The organism is Phenylobacterium sp. (assembly GCF_030645195.1).
GTDB lineage: Bacteria > Pseudomonadota > Alphaproteobacteria > Caulobacterales > Caulobacteraceae > Phenylobacterium.
The window spans coordinates 24,857-39,085 of record NZ_JAUSLW010000092.1; the positions used below are offsets into that span (position 1 = coordinate 24,857).

Sequence of the window (14,229 nt, forward strand, 5' to 3'; positions counted from 1 at the left end):
AGGTCGGCGGGAGATCATCATGGGCGGCGGCGGTCGTCCAGCTTCACGCTATGATCGCGCCATGCGGCCCGAGATTCTGTTTCCCCTCTTCGCCCCGGTCACCACGCTGAAGGGCGTCGGCGCCCGCGTGGCGCCGCTGCTGGAGAAGCTGGCGGGCCCCATCGTGCGCGACGTGCTGTTCCTGGCGCCCCACTCCGTGATCCGGCGCCGCGAGGCCACCGTGGTGGACGCCGTGGAGGGCGAGGTCCAGACCTTCCGGGTGGAGATCGACGCCTACCAGGTCCCCCGCAGCGCCCAGCAACCCTGGAAGATCAAGACCTTCGACGGCACCGGGACGCTGGACCTGATCTTCTTCGGCAGCTTCGGCGGCCAGCTGCAGGCCAAGCACCCGGTGGGCTCCAAGCGCCTGGTCTCGGGCAAGGTGGAGCGGTTCGGCCTGACCCTGCAGATCGCCCATCCCGACTACATGCTGCCCCTCGACAAGGCCGACGAGATTCCGGAGGTCGAGGCCATCTATCCCGCCACCGCCGGCCTGCCGGCCCGCACGGTGCGCAAGTTCGCCTTGGAGGCCCTGTCGCGGGCGCCCGACCTGCCCGAATGGCAGGACCCGGCCTGGCTCAAGCAGGAGGGCTTCCCGAGCTGGAAGGAGGCCCTGACCCGGCTGCACGCCCCCTTCACCGAGGCCCACCTCCTGCCCCAGGCGGCGCACATCCGCCGGCTGGCCTTCGACGAGCTGCTTGCCCACCAGCTGGCCATGGCCCAGCGCAAGGCCGACCGCCGCGCCGAACCGGCCGAGAAGATCGCGCCGGGGCCCATGGCCGCCGCCATCGTCGCCGATCTGCCCTTCACGCTCACCGGCGCCCAGGAGCGCGCCCTGGCCGATGTCCGCGCAGACTTCGCCGCCGGCGAGCGGATGAGTCGCCTGCTGCAGGGAGACGTGGGCTCGGGCAAGACGGTGGTGGCCATGCTGGCCATGGCCGACGTGGCCGCGGCCGGCGCCCAGAGCGCCCTGATGGCCCCCACCGAGATCCTGGCCCGCCAGCACTACGAGACCCTGTCGGGGCCGCTGGCCGCCCACGGGATGACCGCCGTCCTGCTGACCGGGCGCGACAAGGGCGCGGCGCGGGCCGAGAAGCTGCGGGCCATCGCCAGTGGCGCCGCCCAGGTGGCGGTCGGCACCCACGCGCTTTTCCAGGACGAGGTCCACTTCCAAAGGCTCCAGTTGGCCGTGGTGGACGAACAGCACCGCTTCGGCGTGGCCCAGCGCCAGCTCCTCCAGGCCAAGGGGCAGTCGGTCCACCTGCTGGCCATGTCGGCGACCCCCATCCCCCGCACCCTGGAGCTCACCGTCTACGGCGACCTCGACGTCAGCCGCATCGACGAGAAGCCCCCCGGCCGCACCCCGGTGGCGACCCGCGCCGCGCCCATGACCCGGGTCGACGAGGTGGAGGCCCGACTGCGCGAGGCCGTGGCCGGCGGCGCCCAGGCCTTCTGGATCTGTCCCCTGGTCTCGGAGTCCGAACTGGTGGACCTCAAGGCCGCCGAGCAGCGGGCCATCGAGCTGCGCGCCAGGATCGGTCCCGGCGTCGGCCTGGTGCACGGTAAGATGAGCGGGCCGGAGAAGGACGCCGTCATGGCCGACTTCGCCGACGACAAGATCAAGGTGCTGGTGGCCACGACCGTGGTGGAGGTGGGGGTCAATGTCCCCAACGCCACCATCATGGTCATCGAACAGGCCGAGCGCTTTGGCCTGGCCCAATTGCACCAGCTTCGAGGCCGGGTGGGTCGCGGGCGGCGGGAGAGTTCCTGTGTCCTGCTCTACGACCCGCCCCTGTCGGAGACCGCCCAGAAGCGGCTGGACATCCTGCGGCGCACCGACGACGGCTTCCTGATCGCCGAGACCGATCTGGAGCTGCGGGGCGGCGGCGACGCGCTGGGCCTGCGCCAGAGCGGCTTCCCGGCCTATGTCTTCGCCGACCCCTTCGCCCACCGCGACCTGATCGCGGCGGCCGGCGACGACGCCCGGATGATCATCGCCCGCGATCCGGAACTCACCAGCGAGCGTGGGAAGGCCCTGCGGGTCCTGCAGGAGCTGTTCGACTGGCGGGCAAGCTCGCCGCTGAAGGATGCGGGTTAGCGGAAGGGCCTAGCCCCCTCCGCCCTACCGATCGATCCGGTGCACCGCCGACCCCTTCACGGCCCGCACCTCGGTAATTGGCGGCGCGGGGCGGGCGAAGTCGGGGTTGGAGGTCAGGGCGACGACGCGCGCCTTCGCGTCGGCCTCCAGGTCGCCGTAGAAGAGGTTGTAGCCCGGCACCTTGCGCTTGTCGGCCCAGGAGCCGGCGCTCTTGAGCATCTTGGGCTTGGGCCGGGAGACCCGCAGGATGCCGCCTTCGCACCTGGCCGAAACCTGGCGGGTGAGGAAGGCCGGCCGCGCGCCCCACTCCAGACCGGTGGCGTTGGCCGCCCCCTGGTTCAGCTTGGCCGGGGCCTCGGCATCGGTGACCGCTCCCAGCAGCGGATTGAAGCAGAGCGGCGCGCGGCCGGCGAGGTTCTGCAGTTCGCTGGACCCATCCCACACCAGCGAGCGGTCCTTGAGGGCCTGGACCCGCTCGATGTCGCGGTCGAAGGCCGAGGCCCAGGCGGCCAGACAACCCGCCTCCCCTGGCCGCACGCAGGGCGGCAGGGGCGGATTGTCGGCGGGGACCACGGTCTCGATTAGATAGGCCGCCGCCAGCTTGGCGCGAACGGCGGGATTGGGGGCGACCTCCTCGGCGATCAGGCGCGAGGCCATCGTGCCCCCCTGCTCCACGCCGACGATGAGGAAGGGTCGGCCCTTGTTGTCGGCGGCCATGTATTGGCGGAAGGCGGCGGCCACGTCGGCATAGGCGAAGCGGCGGGCGTCGCGGGCGTCCTCCCGCAGGGTCAGCAGGGTGTAGAGGCTGGCCTGGCGGTAGCGGGGGGCGAACAGGCGGCCGACCCGGACAAAGGGCCCAGCATAGTTGGGCGCCACCACCCGGCGGAAGAACTTGTCGGACGGCACGTCGTCGATGGGGCTGTTCCAGTCGCGGCCGCCATCGAAGGTGGTGGGGGCGACGAAGAAGACGTCGGCGGGAGGATCGCCCGCGGTCCAGACGTCGGGCTTGGCGGGCAGCAGGGCCCAGGCCGCCCGCTGGGTGTAGTCGGGCGCCGGCGGCGGCCGGTAGGTCTGGAACGGCTCCTTGGGGTCCAGGGCGTTGCTGGCGATGTCGTCGCGCCAGACGAAGGCGGCCATGACCACCAGGCCCAGGAAGGCCACGGCGGCCGCGCACACCAGCCGCTTGAAGCCCTTGGGACGTTGCGCCATCGCCTACCTGTAGGGGTCCGGCTGAGAGAGGTAAGACTTCACGTAGTCGGTGATGCCGTCCTCTAGCGCGGTCATCGGCTGGTTGAAGCCGGCGGCCTTGAGGCGGTCCATCTTCGCCTGGGTGAAGTACTGGTACTTGTCGCGGATGGCCGGCGGCATGGGGGTGTATTCGATCTGGGCCGGCTTGCCGGCGGCGGCGAAGACGGCCTTGGCCATGTCCTCGAAGGTGCGCGCGGTCCCGGAACCCAGATTGTAGACCCCATTGACCTGCTCGGACTTCACCAGCCAGGCCACCACATCGGCGACGTCGCGCACATAGACGAAGTCGCGGGTCTGGCCGCCGTCGGCCACCCCCTCGCGATAGGACTTGAAGAGCTGCACGGCATGGCCGCCCGCGACCTTGGGCCAGATCTGCGAGGCCACCGACTTCATCGAGTCCTTATGCTCCTCGTTGGGGCCGTAGACGTTGAAGAACTTCAGCCCCACCCACTGGGGCGGAGCGTAGTCGCGGGCCGCCTGGCGGGCGGCGAAGAGATCAAACAGGGCCTTGGACCAGCCATAGGTGTTGAGCGGCCGCAGGGCCGCCAGCGAGGCCAGGTCGTCCTTATCGTCGAACTCCGTCGCGTCGCCATAGGTGGCCGCCGAGGAGGCGTAGACGAAGCGGCGCTGGCGGTCGGCGCACCAGCGGAACAGGTCGCGGCTCAGGGTGAAGTTGGCGTGGACGATCTTGTCGGCGTCCGGCTCGGTGGTGGACGAGACCGCCCCCATGTGGACGACGATCTCGATGTCGCGCCAGCGCTTCTCCAGCCACTCGAACATGGCCTCGGGCGCCACGAAGTCGCCGATCGGGTGCTTGGCGATGTTGCGCCACTTGCCGAGGTCGGCCTCCAGCAGCCAGTCGCAGACCACCACGTCGAGGCTGGGGTCTTCGGCCAGTTTGGCGACGATATTGGAGCCGATGAAGCCGGCCCCACCGGTGACGAAGGCGATGCGGCGGGTCATGTGGGCTCCTTGGCGGTCATGCGGGCGATGGCCGCGGTGGTGGAATAGCCCTCGACGATCTGGGCCAGGCGCACCTCGCCGCCCCAGGCCTTGACGAGATCGCCCCCCACCACCTGGTCTTCCGAATAGTCGGCGCCCTTGATCAGCACCTCGGGCTGGGCGGCCTCGATCAGCCTGATCGGGGTGTCCTCGTCGAAGGGCACCACCAGGTCGACGCAGCCCAGGCCCGCCAGAACCATGGCCCGGCCCTCCAGGTCGTTGACCGGACGGCCCTCCCCCTTCAGCGCCTTGACCGAGCGGTCGGAGTTGAGACCCACCACCAAGCGGTCGCACCAGGCGCGGGCCTGGTTGAGATAGGTGACGTGGCCCCGGTGCAGGATGTCGAAGCAGCCGTTGGTGAAACCCACCCTCAGGCCCTTGGCCCGCCAGCGGGCGATCTCGTCGACCATCCGCTGGGGCGTGACGATCTTGTGCTCGGCCGGAGCCATGTGGGCCGTCAGCGCCGCCTCGATCAGCTCCTCGGGCAGCACCGTGGCGGTGCCGGCCTTGCCCACCGCCACCCCCGAGGCCAGCATGGCGAAGGCGATGGCCTCGGCGAACGGCGTGCCCGCGGCGAGCGCCAGGCCCAGCGCCGCGAGCGTCGTGTCGCCGGCCCCGGAGGCGTCGAACACCTCCCGGGCGGCGGTGGGGAAATGGACCACGGGCTGGCCGCGGACGGCGAGCGTGATGCCTTTCGAGGCCCGCGTGACCAGGATGGCCTTGGCCTCGCAGAGCGACAGGGCGTGGGCCAGGGCCAGCTCGATCTCGGCATTGGTCCCGGTGGGCAGGCCGGTGGCGTAGGCCAGCTCGGCGGCGTTGGGCTTGATGACCTCGACCTCGCCATAGCGCAGGAAGCTGCGGGCCTTGGAATCGACGATCACCGGACAGCCGGCCGCGCGGCAGGCGGCGATCACCGCGTCCGTGACGACGCCCTTGCCATAGTCCGACAGCAGGATGGCGCCGGCCCCCTTGGCCACGTCGGCGATGGTGCGCACCAGGCGCTGCTCGACCTCGCCCGTCGCCGGGCGGCTGGCCTCCAGGTCGACCCGCAGCAGCTGCTGGCCGCCGGAGACGAAGCGGGTCTTGAGCGTGGTGGGCCGGTCGGGATCGGTGACCAGGAAGCCCTCGATGCCGGTCTTGTCGCCGATCAGCCGCAGGGCCTCGTGGCCCTCGCTGTCGCCGCCGACGAGGCCGATGAGGGCCACATCGCCGCCCAGGGCCGCCACGTTGCGGGCCACGTTGCCCGCCCCGCCCAGCATCACCAGCTCACGATCCCGCGCCAGCACCGGGATCGGCGCCTCCGGCGACACCCGGGTGACGTCGCCATAGACGAAACGGTCCACCATCAGGTCGCCGACACAGACGACGCGCTGGCCCGAAAGGCGGCTGAGAAGTTGCTGCAGGGTCGACAAATCCATCCCCAAGGCTCTGAGGCTGGACGGCCGACGGGTCAAGCCGCGCGCGCGAGATTCCGCGTCGGGCGGGGTCCCTAGTCTCGGGCGGCGTGCAGGGCCTTCAGGATCTTCAGCAGGCCCTGGGCGGAGTCGAGGGGCAGGCAGCTGGGCCCATCGCAGAGCGCCTTGTCCGGGTCGTGGTGGAATTCCAGGAAGACGCCGTCGGCGCCGGCCGCCACCGCGGCCTTGGCGATGATCGGCACGCCCTCGCGCCGGCCGCCGGTGGAGGCGCCGTTGGACTTGGGATTGGCCCCGGGCAGCTGCACGGCGTGGGTGGCGTCGATGGTCACCGGCGCGCCGAGCTGCTTCATCTCCTCGATGCCCAGCATGTCGACCACCAGGTTGTTGTAGCCGAAGGAGACGCCGCGCTCGCAGAGGATCACCCGGTCCTCGCCGATGGCCTCTTTGATCTTGTCGAGGATGTTGCGGCAGTCCCAGGGAGCCAGGAACTGGCCCTTCTTGACGTGCAGCAGGCCGCCGGCCGCCTGGGTGGCCCGGGCGGCGGCCACCACCAGGTCGGTCTGGCGGCACAGGAAGGCCGGGATCTGCACCAGGTCGGCGATCTCGGCGACCGGCTCCACCTGATCCAGCTCGTGCAGGTCGGTGGCGATGGGCAGGTCGAACTCGGCCTTGATGGCCTTGAGCATCTTCAGACCCTCGACCAGGCCGGGCCCGCGATAGCTATGGATCGAGGAGCGGTTGGCCTTGTCGAAGCTGGCCTTGAACACATAGGGCAGGTTGAGCTCGCGGGTGACCTGCTTCAGGTGGCGCGCGGTGTCGCGGGCCAGCTCGATATCCTCCAGGACGTTCAGGCCCGCGATGACCACCAAGGGCTGGCCGTCACCGATCGAGATGTTCCACTTGTTCAGGGTCAGGACGGCCATGGACGGGGCTCCGGTCGGTCAGGGGCTTTGCGGTCGGCGCCTAAGTGGCGCGCGGACGGGCTCTTCACAAGCGGCAATTGATGGCCTGCATCCGTGGCCCAAACAGGGCCGTAGGTTCAGCAAGGGCCGCTCGATTTTTCCCGACGCCAATCCAGTGTTAGTATCCAGCTAAGAGATCGGGAGTTGCGACCATGACCCTGGCGCATGAATCGTCCCTCGTGGCCCTCGCGGCCTCCCCCCGCGCCTTCCGCAGGCTGCCGGCCCTGGCCGACGTGCCGGAGATCTTCCGCACCGCGCTGCGGCTGATGGCGCGTAACTGGATGGCCGGCGAGCTCACCTTCGTCATGCCCAACGGCCATGAGTTGAAGCTGGAGGGCGAAGGCGGCCCCCAGGCGCGGATCGTGGTGCGGGATTTCCGCTTCATTCGCCGGGCCCTGGCGGCTGGCGACATCGGCTTCGCCGAGGGCTATGCGGCCGGTGAGTGGGACACCCCCAACCTGACCGCGGTGCTCAGCGTCTTTTCCCTGAACTACGACAATCTGCGGCGGATCACCCAGGGCAACCCCATCGTGGGGGTGTTCAACTTCATCAACCACGCCCTGCGCAGCAACACCCGCCAGGGGTCGAGGCGCAACATCCACGCCCATTACGACCTGGGCAACGACTTCTATTCCCGCTGGCTCGACGCCAGCATGACCTACTCCTCGGCCCGCTTCGACCATGCCGGCCAGAGCCTGGCCGAGGCCCAACGCAACAAGTACGCGACCCTCGCCCAGACGATGGACCTGCGGGCCGGCCAGAGCGTGCTGGAGATCGGCTGCGGCTGGGGCGGCTTCGCCGAGTTCGCGGCCAAGGAGGTGGGCGCGCGGGTTACCGGCATCACCATCTCCCAGGCCCAGTACGACTTCGCGCGCAAGCGGATGTTCGACCAGGGCCTGGCCGAGAAGGCCGACATCCAGCTGATCGACTATCGCGACGTCGAGGGGACCTTCGACCGCGTGGCCTCCATCGAGATGTTCGAGGCGGTCGGCGAGCGCTACTGGCCCACCTATTTCAGCAAGATCTCCCAGGTCCTGGCCCCCGGCGGCCGGGCCGGCCTGCAGATCATCACCATCCAGGAGGCGCTGTTCGAGGACTACCGGCGGCGCGCCGACTTCATCCAGAAATACATATTCCCGGGGGGCATGCTGCCCTCGGAGAGCCGGCTCCAGGCCGAGACCGACAAGGCGGGCCTGGCCTGGACCGGCGTCTCCCGCTTCGGCCAGGACTATGCCGACACGCTTGCCCAATGGTCCGAGCGGTTCGACGCCCGCTGGGACGAGATCAAGGGCCTCGGCTTCGACGAGAAGTTCCGCAAGATCTGGCGGTTCTATCTGAGCTATTGCGACGCCGGTTTCCGCACCCGGCGGACCGACGTGGTGCAGCTTGGTCTCTCAAAGGCCTGACCGCCCCCTGTTCTGGAGCGCCGACGCCCCTTAAGTAGCGGGGATGACCGTCGCACACAGCGTCCTGGACGCCATCGGAAACACGCCGCTCATCCGCCTGGCCCGCGCCAGCGAGGCCACGGGCTGCGAAATCCTCGGCAAGGCCGAGTTCATGAACCCCGGCCAGTCCGTGAAGGACCGGGCGGCGCTCTACATCATCCGCGACGCCGAACGGCGCGGCCTGCTGAAGCCCGGCGGGCGGATCGTGGAGGGCACGGCGGGCAATACCGGTATCGGCCTGGCCATGGTCGCCGGCGCCAGCGGCTACAAGACCACCATCGTCATCCCCCGCACCCAGAGCCAGGAGAAGAAGGACGCCATCCGCCTCCTGGGCGCGCAACTGGTGGAGGTGGACGCGGTCCCCTATTCCAACCCCGACAACTATGTGCGTTATTCCGGGCGCTTGGCCGAAGAACTTAATGCAAAAGAGCCGGCGGGCGCCATCTGGGCCAATCAGTTCGACAATGTCGCCAACCGCCAGGCCCACGTGGAGACCACGGGTCCGGAGATCTGGGAACAGACCGGCGGCAAGGTGGACGGCTTCATCTGCGCCGTCGGCTCGGGCGGCACCCTGGCGGGGATCGCCCGGGCCCTGCGCGCCGAAAAGCCCGACGTGGCCATCGGCCTGGCCGACCCGCACGGGGCGTCCCTCTACAGCTGGTTCACCGACGGCGAGCTGAAGTCGGAAGGGACCTCCATCAGCGAGGGCATCGGCCAGGGGCGGATCACCGCCAACCTCGAGGGCCTGACCATCGACCATGCCTACCGCATCGGCGACGAGGAGATGCTGCTGGCCATCTACGGCATGGTGGAGCACGAGGGCCTGGTGATGGGCGGTTCCACGGGGATCAATGTGGCCGGCGCGATCCGCATGGCCCGGGACCTGGGCCCCGGCCACACCATCGTGACCATCCTATGCGATCAGGGCTCCCGCTATCAGAGCAAGATCTACAATCCGCAGTTCCTGAAGGAGCGGGGCCTGCCGGTCCCCGGCTGGCTATGACCGATCCCCTCGTCTCCACCGACTGGCTGGCCGCCCACCTGGGGGAGGTCCAGCTGGTGGACGCCACCTGGTTCATGCCGGGCGAGGGGCGCGAAGGCCACGCCGACTATCTGGCGGCCCACATCCCCGGCGCGGTCTTCTTCGACATCGACGCCGTCGCCGACAGGACCGTCGACCTGCCCCACATGCTGCCGACAGCCGAAGACTTCGCCGAGGCGGCGGGTGCGCTCGGCCTGTCGCGGGACGCCACCATCGTGGCCTATGACAGCTTCGGCATCCGCTCGGCCGCCCGGGTCTGGTGGACCCTGCGGGTGATGGGGTTCGCCAAGGTCTTCGTCCTCGACGGCGGTCTCAAGAAGTGGCTGGCCGAGGGCCGGCCGACCGAGGCTGGCCAGGCCGCCCTGCCCGCCACCACCCTGGCTCCCAGCCTCGACGCCGGCTTGGTCCGCGACCTGGGCGCGGTGAAGAACCTGCTGACCTCCAAGGCCGCCCAGCTGGTGGACGCCCGAGGCGCGGCGCGTTTCCGCGGCGAGGCGCCCGAGCCCCGCGCCGGCCTACGCTCGGGCCACATGCCCGGGGCCTGCAACACCCCCTTCGACAGTCTGCTGAACACCGACGGCACGATGAAGTCCGCCGAGGACCTGAAGGCGCTGTTCCGCGCCGCCAAGGTCGATCTTACCGCCCCCATCGTCACCACCTGCGGCTCGGGCGTCACCGCCTCGGTGGTGGCCCTGGCGCTGGCGCGGCTGGGGCGACAGGACGTGGCGGTCTATGACGGCTCCTGGACCGAATGGGGCGGCCGGCCGGACACAGCCGTGGTGACCGGTCCTTGAGGGTACGGCTTGCCGCCGAGGCGGATCTGCCCCGACTGCCGGAGATCGAGCTCTCGGCCGTCGACGCCTTTCTGAACACCTCGATGCCGCCTGGGCCGCTGTCGACTGCGACCCCCGCCGAGGGGTGGCGCGACGCCCTGAACCACGCCACGCTCTGGGTGGTCGATGATGAACAGGGCACGCCTATCGGCTTCCTGGGCGCGCACCGGGACGGGGGCGAGCTTCATATCCTTGAGTTCGACGTCGAAGCCGCTCATCAGGGCAAGGGACTGGGCCGTCAGCTCCTCAACCACGTCATCGGCTGGGCCCGCACCGAAGGTTTGTCGGAGCTGACCCTGACGACGTTCCGGAACATTCCCTGGAACGGGCCCTTCTACGCGGCCATGGGGTTCGCCGAAATCTCCGACGCAGACATGCCGTCGCATCTCGCCGAGACCCTTGAGGCCGAGCGCGCGCGCAACCTCGAGGAGCGCTGCGCCATGCGGCTGACCCTCTAGTTCCGCGTGGGGATTCGCACCGGCAGGGTCTCGTAGCCCTTCACGAACACCGAATGGGTCCGCTGCGGCTCGGCCATCACCTCGACGGTGGGGAAGCGGGCCAGAATCTCCTCCCAGATGATCTGCAGCTGCAGCTCGGCCAGGCGGTTGCCGACACAGCGATGGACGCCGAAGCCGAAGGACAGGTGCTGGCGGGGCCGCTCGCGGTCGATGATGTAGCTGTCGGGATTGGCGATGACCTCGTCGTCGCGGTTGCCCGAGACGTACCACATGGCCACCCGGTCGCCCTTCCTGATGGTCTTGCCGCCGATCTCGTGATCCTCGGTGGCGGTCCGGGCCATGTGGGCCAGCGGAGTCTGCCAACGGATGGTCTCCGAGACCATGGACGGGATCAGGGACGGGTCGGCCCTCAGCTTGGCGTACTGGCCGGGGTTCTGGTTCAGGGCGTAGATCGAGCCGGAGATGGTGTTCCGCGTCGTGTCGTTGCCGCCGATGATCAGCAGGGTGACGTTGCCGTGGTATTCATGCTCGTCCATGTCCCGCGTGGCCGGATTGTGGGCCAGCATGGAGATCAGGTCGAACTTCGGCTCGGTCGCCTTGATCCGGTCGGCCCAAAGGCCGTCGAAGGCGTCGAAGCACTTGGTGAGCTCGCTGCGCTTCTGCTCCCAGCTCTCGCAGACCCCGTGGCCCGGCGGATTGGTCATCATGTCGGACCAGTAGGTCAGGGACCGCCGCTGCTCGAAGGGGAAGTCGAAGAGGGTGGCGAGCGTCATCGCCGTCAGTTCCTTCGACACCAGGTCCACCCAGTCGAAGGTCTCGCCGATCGGCAGGCCGTCCAGGATCGCGCCGGCCCGCTCGCGGATCACCGGGGCCATCAGGTGCAGGTTGTGGGGCGCCACGGCCGGGCTGACGGCCTTGCGTTGCACGTCGTGCTTGGGCGGATCCATGGAGATGAAGCTGGGGCGGGTCGGGCGGCCGGCCGATTCGGCCTTGGACTCCAGGCTCGCCAGGACAATGCCGTCGGCCGAGGAGAACACCTGGTGATTGGTGTCGACGGCCATGATGTCGTTGTACTTGGTGATCGACCAGTAGGGGCCGTAGTCGCTTTCAGCGGTGTAGTGGACCGGGCTTTCCCGGCGCAGGCGCTCGAACTGGGCCCACATGGCGTCCTGGCTGAACAGCTCTGCCTGGGCGGGATTGAGCTGGTCCAGAGGCAGGGCCGCGGCCTGCTCGCGGGCCTCATGGCGGATGTCGACGGACCCGTCGCTCATGGTCGTTCTCCCTGACTGGCGAGGCCTCATGGGCGCACGCTCTCTTGTCGTTGGGTCAATCACGACGAACCGAACACTGTATTGCAAGGACCATCTGGCGCGGCCCTGCCCGGCTCACCGCACCGGCGGCGGGTAATGCAGGCCCGGCTGTGGGGCGTTCCAGAGGGCGTTGAGACCGCGCTCCAACTTCAGGGCCGAGCCCTGGCCCAGGTTGCGGCGGAAGACCTCGTCGTAGGCTCCCACCTGATGGAGGGCCTGGAAGGCCCAGTCGGGTTTCAGCCCCAGCCGCGGGCCGAGATCGCTCTCCACCCCCAGCAGGCGGCGAACGCGCGGATCGGGCGAGGTGTCACGGGCCTTGGCCACATTGGCGGCGTTGAGTTTCAATTCCTCGCCCAGCATCAGGCCGTAGACGCTCCAGCGGACGATGTCGGTCCAGGCCGGGTCGTCCTGGCGCACCACGGGGCCGAGGGGCTCCTTGGAGATCACCGTGGGCAGGATCACGTGAGCGTTGGGGCTGTTCATCAGGGAGCGGGCCGAGGCCAGGGCCGAGATGTCGGCGGTGAAGGCGTCGCAGCCCTCGGCCTGGTAGGTGTCGCGGGCCTCGACTTCGGTGGCCACCACCACGGGCCGGTAGGACAGGCCGCGCAGCTTGAAGTAGTCGGCCAGGTTGTCCTGGCTGGCGGTCCCGGCCTGGACGCAGATCCGCGCGCCGTTCAGCTCGTCGGCGCTGGCCAGGGCCAGGGCCCTGGGCGCCAGGAAGCCCTGGCCGTCGAAATAGGTCACCACGGGGAAGTCCAGGCCCCCGGCGTCGCGGGCCAGGGTCCAGGAGGTGTTGCGCGACAGGAGGTCTATCTTGCCGCCGTTGAGGGCGGCGAAGCGGTCCTGGGCCGGGATGGCGGTGAACCGCACCGCCTTGGCGTCCCCCAGCACCGCGGCGGCCACCGCGCGGCAGACATCGACGTCGAAGCCGCGCCAAGCCCCCTTCTCGTCGGCGAAGGCGAAGCCCGCCAGACCCGGATGGACGCCGCAGGCGAGCCAGCCGCGGGCCTTCACGGCGGCCAGAGTCGGGCTGGCCTTGGCGCGCAGCACCTGGGTGGCAGGATCGGTGGCGGTCACGGCGGTGGCGGTCGGGGCCGCGGTGGGCGTCGACGCATCCCCGCAGGCGGCCAGCCAGAGGCAGAGGCCCAGCGCCAGGGTTAGGCGTTTCCACATGCGGCGCTCCTTGATCACGGGCCTCCCGAAGGCTCTAAGGGGTTCGAGGCATTGTCGCCCCTGTTCGTTCCGAGCCGTCAACCCGCATGGCCGAAGAAACCCGTCTGATTCGCGCCGGCGCCGCCCCCAAGTCGCTGGCCAAGACCGTGGGCCCGCCGATCCAGAAGGGCTCCACCGTCCTGCTGCCCAACGCCGAGGCCCTCTATGACGACGAGGGCTTCATCACCTATGGCCGCCAGGGCCTGGCGGCCCACGACGCCCTGCGCGACGCGCTTTGCGAGATGGAGGGCGGCAAGGGCGTCTGCCTCTACCCCTCGGGACTCGCGGCCCTGACCGGCGCCATGCTGGCGGTGCTGAGGGCCGGCGACGAGGTGCTGGTCACCGACAATATCTACAAGCCCACCCGCCGGTTCTGCGACCATGTGCTTAAGCGCTTCGGGGTCGGCGTGCGCTATTTCGATCCCCGGGAAAGCCCCGAGGACCTGGTGGGCGGCGCGAGCGCGGCCACGCGGCTGATCGTGATGGAGAGCCCCGGCTCGCTCTCCTTCGAGATGCAGGACCTGGCCGCCGTGGCGCGGCTGGCCAGGGCGCGGGGCATCCTGACGCTCGCCGACAACACCTGGGGCGCGGGCTACCTGATCAAGCCCCTGGCCCAGGGCGTGGACATCAGCGTCCAGGCGCTCACCAAGTATGTGGGCGGCCATTCCGACGTCTTCATGGGCTCGGCGGCGGCGTCCGATCCGACCCTGGTGGGCCAGCTGGAGAACGGGATCACCCACCTGGGCTGGGCCGTGGCGCCCGAGGACGCCTACCAGATGCTGCGTGGCCTGCGCACCCTGCCCGTCCGCCTGGCGCGGCAGGGCAAGAGCGGCCTGGCCATCGCCGCCTGGCTGCGGGAGCAGCCAGAGGTGGGGCAGATCCTCCACCCCGCCCTGCCCGGTTGTCCCGACCATGATCTCTGGGCGCGGGACTATGTCGGCGCATGCGGCCTGTTCGGGTTCGTGTTCAAACCCGCGCCGGAAGAGGCGGTCAACGCTTTCCTCGACGCGCTCGACCTGTTCGGCCTGGGTTTTTCCTGGGGCGGGTTCGAGAGCCTGGCCATCTCGTGTGATCCCCAGCTCCACACCCGCAAGCACCGCCGCGACTATGGCGGCCCGCTGATGCGGCTGCACATCGGCCTGGAGAACGCCGAGGACCTGATGGC

12 protein-coding genes are annotated in these 14,229 nt (G+C 69.5%); 6 read left to right on the forward strand and 6 right to left on the reverse strand.

Features of this window, described 5'->3' with window-relative positions:
* The first annotated feature begins 61 nt into the window (after window positions 1-61).
* Window positions 62-2,137: an ATP-dependent DNA helicase RecG gene (gene recG / locus Q7T09_RS08350; protein WP_304699138.1), complete on the forward strand. Its 2,076-nt coding sequence runs from the start codon at window positions 62-64 to the stop codon at window positions 2,135-2,137.
* Window positions 2,138-2,161: 24 nt separating this feature from the next.
* Here the strand turns inward: recG and Q7T09_RS08355 are convergent, their stop codons facing one another.
* The 4 genes from Q7T09_RS08355 to kdsA form a co-directional block, all read right to left on the reverse strand.
* Window positions 2,162-3,346, reverse strand: a complete 1,185-nt coding sequence (locus Q7T09_RS08355; protein WP_304699139.1) for a DUF3089 domain-containing protein — start codon at window positions 3,344-3,346, stop codon at window positions 2,162-2,164.
* Window positions 3,347-3,349: 3 nt separating this feature from the next.
* A complete protein-coding gene (rfaD, locus tag Q7T09_RS08360) occupies window positions 3,350-4,348 on the reverse strand; it encodes an ADP-glyceromanno-heptose 6-epimerase (RefSeq protein WP_304699140.1) in 999 nt (332 codons plus the stop codon).
* On the reverse strand, window positions 4,345-5,805 hold the full coding sequence (rfaE2, locus tag Q7T09_RS08365; RefSeq protein ID WP_304699141.1) for a D-glycero-beta-D-manno-heptose 1-phosphate adenylyltransferase: 1,461 nt from the start codon (window positions 5,803-5,805) through the stop codon (window positions 4,345-4,347). The genes rfaD and rfaE2 overlap by 4 nt, the downstream gene beginning before the upstream one ends.
* A 71-nt stretch (window positions 5,806-5,876) precedes the next feature.
* Entirely contained in the window at window positions 5,877-6,725 is an 849-nt protein-coding gene (gene kdsA, locus Q7T09_RS08370; RefSeq protein WP_304699142.1) for a 3-deoxy-8-phosphooctulonate synthase, read from the reverse strand.
* A 191-nt stretch (window positions 6,726-6,916) separates the two neighbouring features.
* On the opposite strand from kdsA, the gene Q7T09_RS08375 reads away from it, so the two are divergent.
* Genes Q7T09_RS08375 through Q7T09_RS08390 form a run of 4 tightly spaced genes read left to right on the forward strand, consistent with a single transcriptional unit; the run spans window position 6,917 to window position 10,542 of the window.
* A complete protein-coding gene (locus Q7T09_RS08375) occupies window positions 6,917-8,170 on the forward strand; it encodes a cyclopropane-fatty-acyl-phospholipid synthase family protein (protein ID WP_304699143.1) in 1,254 nt (417 codons plus the stop codon).
* A 43-nt stretch (window positions 8,171-8,213) separates the two neighbouring features.
* On the forward strand, window positions 8,214-9,212 hold the full coding sequence (locus tag Q7T09_RS08380; protein WP_304699144.1) for a cysteine synthase A: 999 nt from the start codon (window positions 8,214-8,216) through the stop codon (window positions 9,210-9,212).
* Window positions 9,209-10,045 carry a 3-mercaptopyruvate sulfurtransferase gene (sseA, locus tag Q7T09_RS08385; protein WP_304699145.1) on the forward strand — a complete coding sequence of 279 codons (837 nt, stop codon included), beginning with the start codon at window positions 9,209-9,211 and terminating at the stop codon, window positions 10,043-10,045. Before Q7T09_RS08380 ends, sseA begins: the two co-directional genes overlap by 4 nt.
* Complete coding sequence (locus Q7T09_RS08390) at window positions 10,042-10,542, forward strand: GNAT family N-acetyltransferase (protein ID WP_304699146.1); 501 nt, start codon at window positions 10,042-10,044, stop codon at window positions 10,540-10,542. Before sseA ends, Q7T09_RS08390 begins: the two co-directional genes overlap by 4 nt.
* On the opposite strand, the gene Q7T09_RS08395 is transcribed toward Q7T09_RS08390, so the two are convergent.
* On the reverse strand, window positions 10,539-11,813 hold the full coding sequence (locus Q7T09_RS08395; RefSeq protein WP_304699147.1) for a cytochrome P450: 1,275 nt from the start codon (window positions 11,811-11,813) through the stop codon (window positions 10,539-10,541). The genes Q7T09_RS08390 and Q7T09_RS08395 overlap by 4 nt on opposite strands.
* A gap of 114 nt (window positions 11,814-11,927) precedes the next feature.
* Complete coding sequence (locus tag Q7T09_RS08400) at window positions 11,928-13,025, reverse strand: amino acid ABC transporter substrate-binding protein (RefSeq protein ID WP_304699148.1); 1,098 nt, start codon at window positions 13,023-13,025, stop codon at window positions 11,928-11,930.
* 86 nt (window positions 13,026-13,111) lie between these two features.
* On the opposite strand from Q7T09_RS08400, the gene metC reads away from it, so the two are divergent.
* Window positions 13,112-14,229: cystathionine beta-lyase (gene metC / locus Q7T09_RS08405; RefSeq protein WP_304699149.1), on the forward strand; the 1,118-nt coding region annotated here is incomplete at its 3' end.

What these genes read in the sequence shown, in the direction of transcription:
- rfaE2 (WP_304699141.1), bottom strand. Translation starts at nt 5,805, where the DNA reads ATGGATTTGTCGACCCTGCAGCAACTTCTCAGCCGCCTTTCGGGCCAG.
- Q7T09_RS08355 (WP_304699139.1), bottom strand. Translation starts at nt 3,346, where the DNA reads ATGGCGCAACGTCCCAAGGGCTTCAAGCGGCTGGTGTGCGCGGCCGCC.
- kdsA (WP_304699142.1), bottom strand. Translation starts at nt 6,725, where the DNA reads ATGGCCGTCCTGACCCTGAACAAGTGGAACATCTCGATCGGTGACGGC.
- sseA (WP_304699145.1), top strand. Translation starts at nt 9,209, where the DNA reads ATGACCGATCCCCTCGTCTCCACCGACTGGCTGGCCGCCCACCTGGGG.
- Q7T09_RS08400 (WP_304699148.1), bottom strand. Translation starts at nt 13,025, where the DNA reads ATGTGGAAACGCCTAACCCTGGCGCTGGGCCTCTGCCTCTGGCTGGCC.
- recG (WP_304699138.1), top strand. Translation starts at nt 62, where the DNA reads ATGCGGCCCGAGATTCTGTTTCCCCTCTTCGCCCCGGTCACCACGCTG.
- Q7T09_RS08375 (WP_304699143.1), top strand. Translation starts at nt 6,917, where the DNA reads ATGACCCTGGCGCATGAATCGTCCCTCGTGGCCCTCGCGGCCTCCCCC.
- rfaD (WP_304699140.1), bottom strand. Translation starts at nt 4,348, where the DNA reads ATGACCCGCCGCATCGCCTTCGTCACCGGTGGGGCCGGCTTCATCGGC.
- Q7T09_RS08380 (WP_304699144.1), top strand. Translation starts at nt 8,214, where the DNA reads ATGACCGTCGCACACAGCGTCCTGGACGCCATCGGAAACACGCCGCTC.
- Q7T09_RS08395 (WP_304699147.1), bottom strand. Translation starts at nt 11,813, where the DNA reads ATGAGCGACGGGTCCGTCGACATCCGCCATGAGGCCCGCGAGCAGGCC.